This window comes from Marinomonas sp. CT5, from assembly GCF_018336975.1.
Classification (GTDB): domain Bacteria; phylum Pseudomonadota; class Gammaproteobacteria; order Pseudomonadales; family Marinomonadaceae; genus Marinomonas.
The window spans coordinates 2,426,552-2,443,938 of sequence record NZ_CP025572.1 but is presented as its reverse complement, the minus strand read 5'-3'; the positions used below and the strand labels follow the sequence as shown (position 1 = coordinate 2,443,938).

Below are 17,387 nucleotides of genomic sequence, written 5' to 3'. Positions count from 1 at the left end.
CTTTAATCGCAAAACTAAAATAGGGTGTCGTTTTATCCTAGGTCGGCTGGAATTCATTATGGCTATTCATGTGAATTCCGATGGTTCGTTTAAGTAGCCTCCAAGACTTAAATACAAATAATGTCCTTGGTAGGTTAAGTATCTGTTCTAATAGCGGGAGTTATTAACACGATGACTGAGCAGCATATTCTCGAAGACATTGATCCAATTGAAACAAAAGAGTGGGTCGATGCGCTTGAGTCTGTCCTTCGCGAAGAAGGTTCTGATCGCGCGCAATACATTTTAAATCGTTTGACGAGTGAAGCTTCTAAAGCTGGCGCGTCAATGCCGTCGTCTATAACGACACCTTATCGAAATACAATTGCTCCTGAAAATGAGAAACCATTGCCAGGTGACGTCTTTATGGAGCGTCGTATACGTTCCATTATTCGTTGGAACGCATTGGCGATGGTAATGAAGGCTAACCGTAGTGATTCAACACTTGGTGGTCATATTACAAGTTTCTCCTCTGCAGCAACTTTGTATGATATCGGTTTTAACCACTTTTTCCGTGGTAATGATGGCAAACAGCAAGCAGATATGGTTTTTTTCCAAGGCCATATTTCTCCAGGTATATATGCGCGTTCATATATTGAAGGGCGTTTAACAGATGAGCAGCTTGATAACTTCCGCCGTGAAGTAGATGGTAAAGGCATATCTTCCTATCCACATCCTTGGTTAATGCCTGATTATTGGCAGTTCCCTACGGTATCTATGGGATTGGGGCCTTTACAGGCTATCTACCAAGCGCATGTTATGAAATACCAGCATAGCCGTGGCCTAATTGATCAAGGTGATCGCAAGGTATGGGCTTTCTTAGGTGATGGTGAATGTGATGAGCCAGAATCCCTAGGTGCAATCGCTCTTGCTGGGCGTGAAAAACTGGATAACCTAATTTTTGTTATTAACTGTAACTTACAGCGCCTTGATGGTCCTGTGCGTGGTAACAGTAAAATCGTTCAAGAGCTCGAAGGTGTCTTCCGCGGCGCTGGTTGGAATGTCATTAAATGCTTATGGGGCCGCCATTGGGATCCTTTGTTCGAAAAAGATGACAAAGGTCTGCTTGTTAAACGCATGAATGAAGTGTGTGATGGCGAGCTGCAAAACTACAAAGCAAATGGTGGAGCCTACACTCGTGAACATTTCTTTGGAAAATATCCAGAGTTGTTAGAAATGGTTAAAGACATGACCGACGATGAGATTATGAATCTTAATCGTGGCGGACATGATCCATATAAAGTTTACGCAGCGTATTCCGAAGCAACTTCTCACAAAGGTCAACCAACGGTTATCTTGGCGCAAACCGTTAAAGGCTATGGCATGTTTAAAGCGGCCGAAGCTCAAAACACGGCGCATCAAACCAAGAAGTTGGATGAAGAATCTCTAGCTCAGTTCCGTGATAAATTTGGCATCCCGATTAGTGATGAAGAGCTAAAAGACCTGCCTTATTACAAGCCAGCTGAAGACAGTCCTGAAATGCAATATATGCGTGCACGTCGTAAAGAATTGCATGGTGCATTCCCAATTCGTAACCATGACTGCGAAGCACTTGAGGTCCCTTCTTTAGAGTCCTTTAAATCACAAATTGCAGGGACAAATGGCCGCGAAATATCTACGACAATGGCTTTCGTGCGTGCTTTGAATGTCATGGTTAAAGATAAGCAAATCGGCAAGCGTGTTGTTCCAATTGTTGCTGATGAAGCTCGTACGTTTGGTATGGAAGGTATGTTCCGCCAGCTGGGGATTTATTCTTCAGAAGGTCAGCGCTATACGCCTCACGATCATACTCAGATTATGTATTATAAAGAATCTGATGATGGCCAAATCCTTCAGGAAGGTATTAATGAGCCAGGTGCATTCTCAGCGTGGTTAGCATTGGCGACATCTTATGCGAATAGTGCTTTGCCAATGATCCCTGTATACATCTATTACTCAATGTTTGGTTTCCAGCGTATTGGTGACTTGGCTTGGGCGGCAGGTGATTCACAAGCTCGTGGTTTCTTGATTGGTGCTACAGCAGGTCGTACAACACTAAATGGCGAAGGCCTACAGCACGAAGATGGTCACTCTCATATTCAAGCTGGCCTTATTCCAAACTGTGTATCTTATGATCCGACTTACTCGTACGAAGTTGCTGTTATTATGCAAGATGGCTTGCGTCGTATGTATAAGGAGAAGGAAAGTGTTTTCTATTATCTAACGGTAATGAATGAAAACTATACACACGAAGATATGCCTGAAGGTGTTGAAGACGGCATTATTAAAGGTATGTACAAGCTTAAATCGCATGCGAAGAAAGCGAATAAGAAACAAGTTCAATTGCTTGGTTCTGGTGTGATTCTTCGTGAAGTAGAAGCGGCAGCTGAAATTCTCTTTAATGACTTTGGTGTTAATTCTGATGTTTGGAGTGTGACTTCTTTCAATGAGCTTCGTCGTGAAGGTCTTGATGTAAGTCGTTGGAATATGCTTCACCCAGAGTCAGAAGCTCGCGTATCCTATGTAGAGTCATGCTTGAATGGCAATGGTCCTGTTGTGGCATCTACTGATCATATTAAATTGTTCGCAGATCAAATTCGTCCATTCGTAAATGGTACATATAACGTGCTTGGTACGGATGGTTTTGGTCGTAGTGATACTCGTGCTCAATTGCGTCACTTCTTTGAAGTTAACCGCTATTGGGTTGTGGTTTCAGCCTTGAATGCACTGGCAAAAGACGGTGTGATTGATGCATCTGTAGTTAGTGAGGCAATTGCTAAATTTGGCTTGGACCCTGAAAAGCCAAATCCAGTAACTTGCTAATTACCTGACAATCTGGGTATCTAGCTTAAGTTTAAAGGCTTAAGCTAGATAAGATTTTAAGTTTGATGCGTCTATATGACAAAGGAGATTTCTGTGAGTACTGAAATCATTCGAGTGCCGGATATTGGCGGTGCGGATAACGTCGATGTAATCGAGGTTAGCGTACAAGTTGGTGACATTATCGAAGTCGACCAAACTATTATTGTATTAGAAACTGATAAAGCGTCTATGGACGTGCCTTCTCCATTAGCAGGTAAAATCACCTCTATTAAAGTGAAAGAAAGTGATACGGTTTCTGAAGGTGATGACATTCTTGAGCTTGAAATCGAAGAAGGTGGTAAAGACACCTCTGAAGAGCCAAAGAAAGAAGCGCCAGTAAAAGAAGAAGCACCAGCAGCTGAAGCAAAACCAGCTAAAGAGGCGTCTTCTGAACAAACTGTATCTGTACCAGACATTGGTGGCGCAACAGGTGTAGATATCATTGAGGTTTGTGTTGCTGAAGGTGATGATGTTCAAGAAGGTGATTCCATCATCGTTCTTGAGACAGATAAAGCCTCCATGGATATCCCGGCACCAGCCAGTGGTAAGGTAACGAAAGTCATTATTAAAGAGGGAGATACAGTTTCCGAAGGTGATGATATTCTTGTTCTTACAACGGGGTCGTCTTCTTCAACTTCTGTTGAGCCTGAAGCTAAACAGCAAACGTCTAAATCAGAAGATGTGGCGCCTCAACCTTCTTCTGGTGGCGTTGAGAAGGTGAATGTGCCTGATATTGGTGGTGCAGAAGGTGTAGAAGTTATTGAAGTTGCTGTTACAGCTGGTGACAAGGTTAAAGAAGGTGATTCTATCATCGTTCTTGAAACCGATAAGGCTTCTATGGAAATTCCTTCACCTAAGGATGGTACAGTTAAATCTGTTTCTATCAATGTTGGTGACAAGGTTTCTGAGGGTGATTTCGTTCTTGAGCTTGAAGTGGAGGGTGGTTCTACATCTGAAGCTCCTGCTGCTGAAAAAGCGTCTCCAGCCCCTGCGGCCGAGGCTCCTAAGGCTAGTGCTTCAAAAGCGGCATCAGCACCTGAGATGGATCAATCTGCTGCGTTGTCTGAACCTTCGAAGAAAGTTCATGCTGGCCCTGCAGTGCGGATGCTTGCTCGTGAACTAGGTGTTGACCTTGCTTTTGTTCGTCCTACAGGTCCTCGTGGCCGTATTATGAAAGAAGACCTACAAGCATACGTTAAAACTGCTGTGCAAAAGGCGACGTCTGCTCCTGTTGGTGCAGTGGCGAACTCTGCTTTACCTACGGTGCCAGATCAAGATTTTAGCAAGTTCGGCGAAGTCGAAGTTGTTAAGATGAGCAAAATTCAGCGCCTAACTGCTCAGAACATGGTCCGTAACGCACTTGTAATACCTCATGTTACTCAGTTTGATAAGGCAGATATTACGGATCTTGAAGCGTTTCGTAAGGGCTTGAAAGGGGAGATGGAGAAGCAAGGTGTTAAGTTGACACCACTTCCATTCCTTATTAAAGCTGTTGCTCAAGCTATGGTTGCAAATCCAAGTTTCAATGTGTCTCTAATGGCTGATGGTGAAAACTACGTTCAGAAGCATTATGTACATATTGGTATTGCGGTGGATTCACCGGCTGGCTTGGTTGTTCCTGTTTTGCGTGATGCTGATAAGAAGTCAGTGGTTCAGATTGCAAAAGAAGCGGGCGATCTAATTAAGAAAGCGCTTGATAAGCAGCTCAAACCAGCAGATATGCAAGGTGGTTGTTTTACTATTTCAAGTTTAGGTGCTATCGGCGGTACAGGCTTTACGCCTATTGTTAATGCTCCTGAAGTGGGAATACTTGGTGTCTCTAAAGCAGATGTCGAACCGCGTTGGAATGGTAAAGACTTTGAGCCTCGTACAATGTTGCCATTGTGCTTGTCTTATGATCACAGAGCGGTAAATGGCGGTGATGCTGGTCGCTTCATGACCTATCTTAATGCTTTGTTAAGTGATGTGCGCCGCTTGTCTCTATAATGACTTGCTGTAAGTAAATAAAAAAGCCGCTTTAAGCGGCTTTTTTTTGTTCTTAGATTAAGTGATTAGGTGGTCGTTTCTAGGCTTTGGACGGCATGAAATAATGCAGATTTTCGTGAGTCACAAAAAGCATTGTGTGGTAACCGGTTTAAAATACCAAGTTTTTCAAGCTGCTCTGTAGTTTGTCCGTTGGGGCTGAAAATATAGACAGCGCACTCTGCTTCTATGGCGTCTTTTATTGCGTTCTCTAATGCAAGTCCAATAGTTAGGTCCATCATGGGGACAGCGCTTAAATCAAGAACTACAGCTTTATAGTTATGAATGCGATTATGATGTTTAGCAATTGCCTTACTTGCACCGAATATCATAGGGCCAGACAAATAGAAAAGGAGAACATTGCCATCCGCTTGATCCAATAATGTCTTTTCTTCATCAGAAAGGAAAATGTCATCATCGGCATCACTAATGGCTTTCACATTTCCTGATTGTAGTCGACTGAGTTTTTCAATTGTAATTATATTGGCTATAAAAACGCCGATGCCGACCGCAACCATAAGATCAACAAAGATGGTTAGAGTCATTACGCCATACATTATGATGGTTGGGGATAAGGCGACTTTATGTGCGCGTTTTAAGAAACTCCAGTCGAGAATATTGATTCCTACATATAAGGCGATGCCTGCAAGTACAGCCATTGGAATTGGTTGGATTAGCTCAGATGCCGCCAGTATAACTAATAATAAAATGAGAGCCCTTGAGATACCTGCAAATGGCGATTTACCACCTGATTGAATATTGACAACGGTCCCCATGGTTGCTCCAGCTCCAGGTAACCCACCGAGTAGTCCTGATATAAGATTGGCGCTACCTTGGCCAATAAGCTCACGATTTGAATCATGTTCCTTGCGCGTTAGGCTATCTGCTATGACTGCTGTAAGGAGGGTGTCTATGCAGCCTAGTGTCCCAAGCACTAAACCGTCGATGAACATTTCGATAATCACTGTGCTTTCAAAGTGAGGCCAGTGGATAGAAGGCAATCCAGACGGGATAACACCGATGCGACGGATGTCCGAATCATCGAATAAAATGACTGAAATAAGTGTAATTGCAATTAAGGCTACAAGTTGAGCCGGAATATACCTCCGCCATTTTTTTGGTAAATAAAATAATACCCCTAGCGTAAGGAGGCCCAGAAATAACTCAGAAAATTTCAGATTAATGATAAGGCTTGGTAGCGCGCTGAGGGTTCCCATGACACCACCTGGTGGTGATGGATGGCCAAGGAAGGGGGCTATTTGTAAGATCACCAGTATGACGCCAATTCCAGACATAAAGCCAGAAATAACGCTGTATGGCATTAGGGTAATGTATTTTCCTAATTTTAAGTAGCCAAGGGTTATTTGAAATATTCCAGCTATCATGACAACCGTGAAAGCCATGGCAACACCTCCTTCGGGGTTGCTGGCCAGCATGCTGGTTAAAACAGCTGTCATAATTACTGTCATTGGTCCTGTTGGTTCAGATATTAGGCTAGTTGATCCACCGAATAGTGCAGCAAAAAAACCAACGAGTATTGCTCCCCAAAGTCCTGCTTCTGCTCCTGCGCCTGATGCAACACCAAAAGCCAGTGCTAGGGGAAGTGATACAATGGCGGTGGTTGCTCCACCAAATAAATCGCCAGCAAGCGTCCAATCTTTAAAGCGAGAGAAATCAATGATCATTATTTAATACCTGTCCGTTAATTATGTTCAATTCCATCCGTTGAAAAAATCCATAATGCTCTTTTTGCAAAAGAGCCCGCATAAATGCGGGCTCTTTGTTTTGTTTAGATAAACACCGCAGTATTTAGTCTACGTTAGCTTCCGATGTTGATTCAGGCTCTTGTTGTCTAGCAAGCCTTGGATCATTTTTTACTCGGCCAGAAGAGGTGCGTCGACGTGAAGTCGCCGCTTTTCGTTTTTCTTCCTGTTCCAAGCGAAGCTTTTCTTGTTGAGCTAAGATGGCGGCCGGTAATTCTACAGGTGCTTTAACTTCTGTAGCAGTGTCTTTGGCTGCAGGTTTGCCGCGCCCACGGCGAGGTGTGCGGACTTTTTTGTTAGTGCTCTCAGATGCTTCTTTTTTAACTTCTTCAATCGGTGTTTCTACTTTAGCTTCTTCAGCAGGTGCTTCCGCTTTAGTTTCTTCAGCAGGTGCTTCCGCTTTAGTTTCTTCAGCAGGTGTTTCTACTTTAGCTTCTTCAGCAGGTGCTTCCGCTTTAGCTTCTTCAGCAGGTGCTTCCGCTTTAGCTTCTTCAGCAGGTGCTTCCGCTTTAGCTTCTTCAGCAGGTGCTTCCGCTTTAGTTTCTTCAGCAGGTGCTTCCGCTTTAGTTTCTTCAACAGGTGTTTCTACTTTAGTTTCTTCGGCAGGCGTCTCTACTTTAGCTTCTTCCGCAGGCGTTTCTACTTTAGTTTCTTCCGCCACTGCCGTCTCTTGCTCGATTTTACGCATTTGAGCCTTTACTGACATTTTAGGTTTAACTGGTTTGTTGTCAGCCGCTTTTGGCTCATTTGTGTCTGTGGTATCGGTAGAAGTTGGTTCTTTCTCGGTCTCAGCTATATCGGCTGCTTTATCTTCTTCAGATAGACTGTCATTCTGCTTAATTTCAGTCGTTGATTCTGGCGCTGTTGGAATATCATCAGACTTTGTCTCTTCTGGGCTATTAACAGCAGATTCAGAAGTCTCGGTATTAGCGTTTTCAGATTCAATGTTTTCTTGTTGAATATTATTTTCTTCTTTTTGAGGGCGACGAGAACGACGAGAGCGACGAGAGCGGCGTTGAGGCTCATCATTGCTATCTTTGTTTTCAGCTTCTTTATTTTGAGAGGCTTCAATCAAAGCGGCATCTTCTTGTTCTTGAAGTTTAGTGGCTTCTAATGCTTCATCTTTCAGTTTGCCATTACGACGACGATTTTCATTTCGATCACGCTTGCGTTCTTTAACTTCAGGTATTTCTTTCTGAGTCTGGCGAGGTACTGTTTTCGTAGCGGCTTCATTTTTCTCTGTATGAGAGTCCTGCTTGTTGCCACGGTTATTATTACGGCGGCTGTTTCCTTTTGTGTTTGACTCTGCTTGTTCACGACGTGATTGACGTGTTGAGCGATTATTTTCGCTTGGTTTGCTGTCACTTTTATCCGTATTTTGATGCTTAACGTTACGCTTATTACGATTTACACGAGTATTCTTGGGTTTATTTGTGGTGTTGTCTCGCTCATTTTTTTGAGAGTTATGTGTATTGCTGGTTGATGATTTTGCTTTTGTACTGTTTTGGGTTTCGCCAAATAGCGCTGTCATGATGCGTTTTAGCAGGCTAGGTTTGCTCGTAACCGTCTTGCTTGATTTAGCTGCAGGTGCTGCCGTATGTTCAGGCGCTGGTGATTTAGGAGCAATACTCGTAACGGCTGCTTGTGGGCGAACGTTTTCACTGGCTTGGCGTGGCTCGTATGGAGGCTGTTCTGGTGTTTCTACCAAGTTATAGCTGTTTTCATTCTGTGTCACGACAGTACTGTCATCGCGAATCCGCTCAACTTCAAAGTGTGGTGTCTCCATGTGCGGGTTTGGCACCAGAATGATATGGACGCTATTGCGCTTTTCAATTTTTGCTATGTTGGTACGTTTTTCGTTCAGCAAGAAAGTCGCTACAGAAACTGGTAATACAGCGCGAATTTGAGCTGTACGTTCTTTTGAACATTCCTCTTCAATAAGGCGAAGTACCGAAAGAGCAAGGGATTCTACATCACGAATAAAACCTTGCCCATTACAACGAGGACAAACGATGCCACTGGTTTCGCCAAGGGAAGGGCGTAAACGCTGACGTGACATTTCCAGTAGACCAAAGCGAGAAATTCGGCCTAATTGGACGCGAGCACGATCCGCTTCTAGAGCGTTTTTCATGCGATTTTCAACTTCTTTCTGGTTGCGTACGGGTGTCATATCGATGAAGTCGATAACGACCAAACCGCCTATGTCACGAAGACGAAGTTGGCGAGCGATTTCATCAGCTGCTTCTAAGTTTGTTTGTAATGCGGTTTCTTCAATATCTCCGCCTTTGGTCGCACGAGCAGAGTTAATATCGATAGAGACTAATGCTTCTGTCGGGTCGATAACAATAGAACCGCCAGAAGGTAGACGAACTTCGCGCTGGAAAGCGGTTTCGATCTGAGTTTCGATCTGGAAACGGTTAAAAAGGGGTGTTGAGTCGGTATACATTTTAATGCGTGACTTAAAGTGCGGCATAACTTGCATAACGAAGTTGATAGCGTCTTGGTAAGCGCTTTTTTCATCAATCAATACTTCGCCAATATCTTCACGTAGGTAGTCACGGATGGCGCGGATAACGATGTTGCTTTCTTGATAGATTAAGAAAGGAGCGGGTTTTTCAGAAGCCGCTTTAGTAATGGATGACCACAAAGTATCTAGATAGTCTAAATCCCATTGCAACTCTTCTGTAGAGCGACCAACACCAGCAGTACGTACAATAAGGCCGCCGTTCTCTGGTGTGTTAAGCCCAGACATGGCTTCTTTTAGGTGAGAGCGATCGTCTCCGTCAATGCGGCGAGAAATACCGCCAGCGCGAGGGTTATTTGGCATGAGAACTAAATAACGACCAGCCAAGCTCACAAATGTCGTTAGCGCTGCCCCTTTGTTTCCACGTTCTTCTTTGTCAACTTGCACAATCACTTCTTGACCTTCGGTTAACACGTCTTTGATGTTAATTCGGCCTTCATGATTGGATTTTTTGGAGAAGTAGGTCTTTGAAATTTCTTTTAGAGGGAGGAAACCGTGGCGATCAGCACCGAAGTCAACAAAGGCGGCTTCAAGACTCGGCTCAATGCGAGTAATTCGGCCTTTGTATATGTTTGACTTCTTTTGTTCGCGTGAACCGGATTCAATATCTAGATCATATAGACGTTGTCCGTCTACTAGGGCGACGCGCAACTCTTCTTGTTGAGTTGCATTGATAAGCATTCTAATCATTATATGTGTGAACTCTGTTAGCTGATACGGAAGAGTCACAACAGTGATAGGGTAACCATTAATAAATCTGACTCAGAATTAGAGTAAGTCATTTAGTGTTGTCTGGCGAGATAGAGTACGCGTTTCGTTTACTTTGTGCTAAACGCTTTTGTGCGGTCACTGCCTTGATTAATACCAAATTGTCTCTTTAACCGGTCTCGTTTCTTTGCTTTTACGAAACAACGCGAACGCGTAGTCTAGCAATTTAATGAGAGTTCCTTCCACTGAAGCGGATTTTTCCGAATCATGCGGTTTAATATTTAAGATTAACTGTTACAGAGGTAAGATAGGGGCCAAAGTGTCGCTTCGGCAATTGTCATTCAATTCTTGCATCTTATCTTCGAGGTGTTTTGTTGCCTCTTACCCTTTGCGAATGTGAATATAACAGTAAAAACTAAGTGCTTCAATTATAAAGGAAACCAATCTTTGGTTATGTCGGATTCAGAACAAAATTTAACAGCGCGTCCAGCGGTTCGTTACGTCACAATTGACGACAATAACACGGGCCAACGAATCGATAATTTTTTGGTTACCTATTTAAAAGGGGTTCCGAAAGGCAAAATTTACAACTTACTTAGGAAAGGTGAAATTCGTGTCAATAAGAAACGAATCAAACCGGACTACCGACTTCAAAATGAAGATGTTGTGCGAATTGCCCCAATAGTCATTGCACCAGAATCAGATAAGCCTGTGTTATCAGATCGCCTCAAAAGTGAGATAGAGTCGCGTATTGTCTATGAAGATAAAGGTTTGATTGTGGTGAATAAACCGTCAGGCTTAGCGGTGCATGGTGGTAGCGGTTTAAGCTTTGGTTTGGTGGAAGTGATTCGTCAAATGCGTCCACAAGAAAAATTCATTGAGCTTGTTCACCGACTTGATCGCGATACATCTGGCCTTATTATGATTGCTAAGAAGCGAGCGGTCTTAAAAGAGCTACATACTGCACTACGCGAAAAGGAAGGGGTGCAAAAAACCTACCTTGCTCTGGTTTATGGGAGTTGGCCGAAAAGAAAGCTACAAGTAAACGCACCTTTATTAAAAAATGAACTTAAATCTGGCGAGCGTGTTGTGAAAGTGCATACGGATGGTAAAGAGAGCTTAACTCGCTTTAAATTAGTGCAACAGTTTGAAGGCTATAGCTTAGTTGAATGTGAACCGGTGACTGGACGAACGCACCAAATTCGCGTTCATACTCAATATGCAGGTTACCCAATTGTAGGAGATGACAAGTATTCGCCATCTGAGTCATTAAAAGAGACTAAAGCACTTGGTTTTAAACGCTTATGTTTGCATGCGACTCGGTTGGACATAATGCTTAACGGTGAACGAATGCTTTTTGAAGCCCCTCTTGATAAAGAGTGGCAAAGCTTGATGAATGAAAAGCTAACTGGCGTCTTTGCTTAGTAATAGTGGTTTCTATAAATAGTGACGTTAAAAAGACTTGCGATAGGCAGGTCTTTTTTATGTTGGAGGCAATAAACCTACCTTATATGATGTGTGTCATCCTTCATTTCTTTTAAGTGTTCTAAGCTACAAGGCAAGTCCTCTAATTAGTTGTGAGGATGCTTTTTTGAAATGAAAGGATGTTTTATGAAAGGCGCTGATATTCGCATTGTTCCGGGACTGATTTCTATTTTTATCGCGCTAATGCTTTGGTTCGTTATACCAGTACCTTATGGGGTAACCGCAAATGCATGGCATTTACTGGCGCTGTTTGTTGGTACTGTAGTCGCAATTATTGGTAAGGCAATGCCAATTGGTGCACTGGCGATACTGGCTATTACACTTGTTGCCGTGACGGGCGTAACAAATGACACTCCTTCTGGTGCGATCAAAGATGCATTAAGCGGTTTTTCAAATTCGCTAATTTGGTTGATAGGTATTGCCATAGTCATTTCTCGTGGTTTGGCAAAAACCGGGCTTGGTAATCGTATTGGATATTACTTTATTTCTTTGTTTGGCAAAAAGACCGTTGGCATTGGCTATGCTTTGGCTATTTCAGAGTTGGTGATAGCGCCAGTAACGCCAAGTAATACTGCCCGAGGCGGCGGCATTATTCACCCTATAATGAAGTCTATAGCGGCTAGCTTCGGTTCGTCACCAGAGCAGGGTACTTCTCGAAAAATTGGTCACTATCTTGCTTTGGTTAATTATCATATTAACCCCATCACTTCGGCTATGTTCATTACCGCAACGGCGCCTAATCCTTTAATTGTCAAATTAATTTCCGATGCCACTGGCGCTAATATCAGTATTACTTGGGGTACATGGGCTTTGGCCGCGCTTTTACCAGGTTTAGTGTGTATTGCGCTTGTGCCTTTGGTTGTATATGCCATTTACCCTCCTGAAATAAAAAGTACGCCAGATGCAAGCCAATACGCCAAATCTAAACTGATTGAAATGGGGCCTATGTCTTATGGTGAGAAAGTCATGGTAGCTGTTTTTACCCTTTTGCTGGTTCTGTGGGCTGGTGTTCCTGCTATGCTGTTTGGTGCTGAGTACGTAGTCAATACAACCGCTGTTGCATTTTTAGGTTTGTCTGTTTTATTGGTCACAGGTGTGTTGAGTTGGGATGACGTGCTTAAGGAGAAATCGGCTTGGGACACCGTGGTGTGGTTCTCTGCTTTGGTGATGATGGCGACTTTTTTAAACAAACTAGGACTTGTGCAATGGTTTTCAATGGTGGTAGAAACCAATATTGCGCATTTGGGGTTCGGTTGGGTTGTATCTGTCGTTATCTTGGTAGGCATTTATTTTTATGTGCATTATTTCTTTGCCAGTACCACCGCGCATATAACAGCCATGTTTGCCGCTTTTTATGCTGCAGGATTAGCATTAGGAGCACCGCCTTTGTATCTTGGCTTGTTATTGGCTGGCGCGTCTTCTTTGATGATGTCATTGACTCACTATGCTACTGGTACCTCGCCAATTATATTTGGGTCCGGTTATGTTTCAATGGAAGATTGGTGGATCATGGGCTTTATTATGAGTGTTGTTAATCTGGCCGTATGGGGAATTATCGGTGGATTATGGTGGAAGGTATTGGGGTATTGGTAAAGGAAAGCGATAAAACAGCTACCTACACGTTAGAGTAGATAGCTGTTTGTATTCTGGTAACATTACTTAATGACAAGCTTAATGCTAAATTTTGAATCGATTTGTTAGTGATTTTAGTTGATTGCTTAATGCTCTTAAGTTACTGACGGCACTAACGGTTTCCATAGAGCCCTCTGCGGTTTTATCTGCTAATTGTCTAACATTTTCAACACTGCGATTAATTTCTTCCGATACTTGAGATTGCTCTTCCGCCGCCGTCGCAATTTGATTATTCATATCTTCAACATAACCAACCTGTTCGCTTATGTTTGCGAAAATGGATGATATCTCTTTTGCTTGTTCAGCATTTTTAGTCGATAAGTCTCGACTGTTGAGCATTTTTTCAAGGGATTCTTGGGCGCCGTTTTGTAATTCAACAATTAAATCTTCTATTTCTTTGGCAGAACTTTGGGTTCTACTCGCAAGTCCACGCACTTCATCCGCTACTACGGCAAAACCACGTCCTGCTTCACCCGCTCGCGCGGCCTCAATTGCTGCATTGAGGGCTAGTAAGTTAGTTTGCTCTGCAACGGCTTTAATGACTTCCAGTACGTTACCGACATTATCTGTACGAGCTTTTAGCTGTTCCATGGCTTTGCTGGTTTCGTTTAAGTCGTTGGCGAGAGATTCGATAGATGTTGCTGAATCAGTTACTTTCTGATTACCTTGGTTGACTATATTGTCTGTTTTTGTTGTGGCTTCCGCAGCGGTTTCTGCATTACGTGCGACTTCAGAAACGGTGGATGACATTTCGTTGATAGCCGTCGCAACTTGATCAGTCTCGTCTTTTTGGGACTGCATCATGGTCTGGCCTTGTTTTGATATGGCTTCTAATTGCTCACTTGTCGAGCTTAGGTTTAGAACACCAGTAATAACTTCAGAGATAAGTGTATTTAGAGTGCGGCTCATATTGCCAATTCTATTATAGAGTTGGCCTAGCTCATCTTGACGGTCAGTTTTCAATGTCTGAGTCAAATCGCCATCGGAAATTTTTTCAACGATTGTCATAACCGTATTCATTGGTTTTACTATCAGATGTCGAATGAGCAAAGCAAAGAAAATACCAATCAAAATGGCAAGGATAGTCACTGTAATCAGAACATTAGAGACTCGTTTACCATCCATTTGGCTTTTTTGCTCTTGCAGGGCGGTAATGGAATCAATTTTTGTGTTCATGCTTAACGCCAAAGTCATCAGGTTTTCTTGTGCTTTTACTAGCTCAGCATTAATAGCAGGATTTCTTTTTCCAAGTTCTTCATACTCTTTTAATAAGATAAGAATCCTTTGTTTGTAGTTTTTTGGGTCATTTGAAAGCTTAAGGCTTTTTGTTTCGTCAATAACCTCCTGAAATCGTGTTGTCACGAGCTCTGTTGGTATCTTTTCTTTTTTGGTAACGTAATTATTGATCTCAGTTGTGAGTGCATACCATTTATTAGAAACGTCCAAAGCGGTATTCATGTCTTCAATATCATTTTGCTTTCGGAGTTGTTGAATGGTCTGATCATATAGATTGAATATACTTAGAAGTAACTTATTGGCATCATCGTCAATGGCTTTCCAATTAGCTAAGGCTCCTGTAAGAATGGTAAGTGCTTTTTTATACTCTAAGAGATCTTGTTCAGTTTGCTTTACTAATTTTTTAACATCTGCACCGCTATATAAATCCTGTCCTTCCTTTAAGAAATTATCGAGTACGCTTAAGCGGCGAATTAATTCCGCTTTGTCTTTTGCAGAACCTGATGCAACAAATTGTTCTCTAGCTCTTTGAATTTCAACAACTGAGTCGTCTAGATCATTAGAAAGGTGAACTTTATCGGCTCTGCTTAAAAGTGTATTTACTCCTGAAATACCCACTACGCCTACAATAAGGGCAAGTAATAAGACAGAACCAAAGCCCAATCCAAGTTTTGTTCCTATCATTCTGTTTTCGAGAAATTTTTTCATGAGAATGCTTCCTTAGCTATTCTATACGGAGAGAAAAGTGGGATTAAACTGCGAAGCTTAGTGCGTTCAATCTGACCATTTTGTGTGGGTATCATATAAGTTATATTTACAAGCACGAAATAGCTAAATTGTGTAGAAATCAAGACTTTTAATGGGAATAGATTTTATAGCAGGCGTTTTTTGATGGTCATAAGGTATCGTCCTTAGTTTTTAAATATATATTCATATGGCTTTGGTTAATAAGCCACATATTAGGACGACATTGTTGGTTGATTCTCACTTTTGAGTAAAGATCTACCTATATGAATGACATCTGATAATTGTTCTAAATGAATTTCTTGGCGAGCATAAGTATGGATATTTTTTTGGGGACGAATCAGATTGGAAAATAAGGTGTATTCTTTTGTCTATAGGTTGATGTCTCGCCCAAAAAATACGTCAGCGATTTTAGGGCGAGACAAATTTTTAGCTATTAAATTTTAGGAACCCCTGTGATGTAGCCAACGGCCGCACCGTAACGGTCCTTGTAGTTAGCGCGAATATATGGATCTAGCGTATCTTTTACTTTCGCATGAAGTTTATTATCCCAATCGCCAGCATGCTGGATATTACTCATAATGTAAGTCCAGCCATTAATTTCATCTACTGCGTGTAACCCCGTAGATTCCGCGCCAGCAGGGCATGACATAATGCGTGATAGCTCGCCGCTGTCGACATTATAAGCCCAGAGAAAGTTGTTTACATGGTTTCCACTGTCTTCACCAATGAACAGGGTGCGCAGTTTTTCAGAAAATTTGATGTTGTCAGGGTTGGCAATACGATCGGCATGAGCTGTATTACCAAGTGCATCAGGTGTAATTAAGTCTTCACCAATTAAATTAGCAGGCGCATGCATGTGAACAGATACCCACTCACTATCAATTGCTTCTCCGTTATGATCTTTCTGGCCGCCTGCTAATTTGTGCTCGTATACGGCACCTGCTTTAGGCCCTTCTACATGAATATCCGTACTACCATTTGTCATGGTTTTGTAGATATAAGACATGGCAGAGTAGGCTTTTTTGTCTTTAATATTGACTGTGGTCCCTTCCATTTTAGTAAAGCCCAAAGAACCTCCGACTAAAGCGGCATAGCGATGAGTTTCTAAAAATGCGGCCTCTTTTTCCATACCAGGTATTAGTTTTACCCAATTAAATTTTCCACTATATCCAATTTTTGTGAAGCTCGGATCTTTCGGGTCTTCAGTATGTATTTCCATAATGTCAGTCGATTTAATGCCTGCATCTACTAAGCGTTTAATTTCATCGCTATTTGCTCGGCCCAGTTTGATCCAAGAGATATTGCCTGCTCCAGGTCCTTTGTTAGAGGTTTGATGCCACTTGGCCACATAAAGAGTGCCAGAAGAAAGGTCTCGAGCTTTGTCCGCGATGAACATAAATAAACCACTGTTTGTCGCGTCGTCCCCCATGATCACAGTGCGCTCATCAGGCATCACTTGAACAAGCTCGTGAGATAACCGTCCCATGCAATAATGTTTCTTGATAGACCCTGTTCCGTCTTTGTTTACCGTTACTTCAGGTAAATGACCATAATTATATGGGGTGCCTTTGTTTTCATCACCGAATAAATTTTTGCAGTATGCTTTAAACTGCTTGTCATCTATTTTAGATGAATCTGGCTCGTATTCTTCACTGGAAAGGTGAGTTCCCCATGGAGATAAACTGGCACCACAGGTAATCCATAGACCGCCAACCCCTGAAGTATCAACGTTATGGTATTTAACCAGCTTCAGTTCACCCGTTTCAGGGTTTTGGTCGAGTGTCAAAATAGCAATAGGAGAAGGTAGCTTGCCGTACATGTTGTCGCCAGCACCATCACGGGAAGTGTATTCAAATTGCACTACGGCAAAAACGTGATTGCCATAAACACCAGCCACTTTTGCGTCTTTCACTGTTAGTAAGCTAGAGCCATCTGGGCAGTCGGAGAAAAATTGGCGATTCCCAGCAGTAGGGTCAAGAATTGGCTTGTTATTAATGTCGTAATAGCCACCAGCAATAACAGTGTTGCCATTACCATCGGGAAGTTTGTCACCTGTCATAAAGAATGGTTGATAATCCAGTTTCACCATTCGGCTTGTACCATCTTCAAATTTTAATTGCATTGCTGAATTAATAAGATTGGTTGACATAGCGGCTGGATTACTTAGTGATGGAGCCGCCATAGGAACAAAGCTAACAGAAGAAAGAGGAGTCTCAGTCATTCCTGCAAAAGCAGCAGAGCTAAACATCCCGCCTGCAAGCGGCAGTAATGGTGCACCAGCCATAAAACCGAGCATACGGCGGCGATTTGAGTCGACAGAGTGGGTCATGATTATTTCCTTGATTCCTACAGGTTGCAACCTGATCTATGTGTAAACAGACAATGAGAGAGCC

At 42.5% G+C, this 17,387-nt stretch carries 8 protein-coding genes; 4 read left to right on the top strand and 4 right to left on the bottom strand.

All coding sequences use genetic code 11. From position 1 onward, the window contains the following. The first annotated feature begins 171 nt into the window (after positions 1-171). Positions 172-2,838, top strand: coding sequence for a pyruvate dehydrogenase (acetyl-transferring), homodimeric type (gene aceE / locus C0J08_RS11460; RefSeq protein WP_212652108.1), 2,667 nt, complete (start codon positions 172-174; stop codon positions 2,836-2,838). 93 nt (positions 2,839-2,931) lie between these two features. Continuing rightward, the gene (aceF, locus tag C0J08_RS11455; RefSeq protein ID WP_212652107.1) at positions 2,932-4,863 is read left to right on the top strand and encodes a dihydrolipoyllysine-residue acetyltransferase; all 1,932 of its coding nucleotides are present in this window, start codon (positions 2,932-2,934) and stop codon (positions 4,861-4,863) included. Positions 4,864-4,928: 65 nt separating this feature from the next. On the opposite strand, the gene C0J08_RS11450 is transcribed toward aceF, so the two are convergent. Then, the gene (locus C0J08_RS11450; protein WP_212652106.1) at positions 4,929-6,584 is read right to left on the bottom strand and encodes a SulP family inorganic anion transporter; all 1,656 of its coding nucleotides are present in this window, start codon (positions 6,582-6,584) and stop codon (positions 4,929-4,931) included. A gap of 124 nt (positions 6,585-6,708) precedes the next feature. Further along, positions 6,709-9,876 (bottom strand): ribonuclease E, encoded by a 3,168-nt coding sequence (rne, locus tag C0J08_RS11445; RefSeq protein WP_212652105.1) that lies wholly within the window; start codon positions 9,874-9,876, stop codon positions 6,709-6,711. 471 nt (positions 9,877-10,347) lie between these two features. On the opposite strand from rne, the gene rluC reads away from it, so the two are divergent. Continuing rightward, complete coding sequence (gene rluC, locus C0J08_RS11440) at positions 10,348-11,319, top strand: 23S rRNA pseudouridine(955/2504/2580) synthase RluC (protein WP_212652104.1); 972 nt, start codon at positions 10,348-10,350, stop codon at positions 11,317-11,319. A gap of 186 nt (positions 11,320-11,505) precedes the next feature. Next, entirely contained in the window at positions 11,506-12,972 is a 1,467-nt protein-coding gene (locus tag C0J08_RS11435) for an anion permease (protein WP_212652103.1), read from the top strand. Between the two features lie 84 nt (positions 12,973-13,056). Here the strand turns inward: C0J08_RS11435 and C0J08_RS11430 are convergent, their stop codons facing one another. After that, a complete protein-coding gene (locus C0J08_RS11430; protein WP_212652102.1) occupies positions 13,057-14,955 on the bottom strand; it encodes a methyl-accepting chemotaxis protein in 1,899 nt (632 codons plus the stop codon). Between the two features lie 472 nt (positions 14,956-15,427). Continuing rightward, positions 15,428-17,323: a PhoX family protein gene (locus C0J08_RS11425; RefSeq protein ID WP_212652101.1), complete on the bottom strand. Its 1,896-nt coding sequence runs from the start codon at positions 17,321-17,323 to the stop codon at positions 15,428-15,430. Positions 17,324-17,387: the final 64 nt, after the last annotated feature.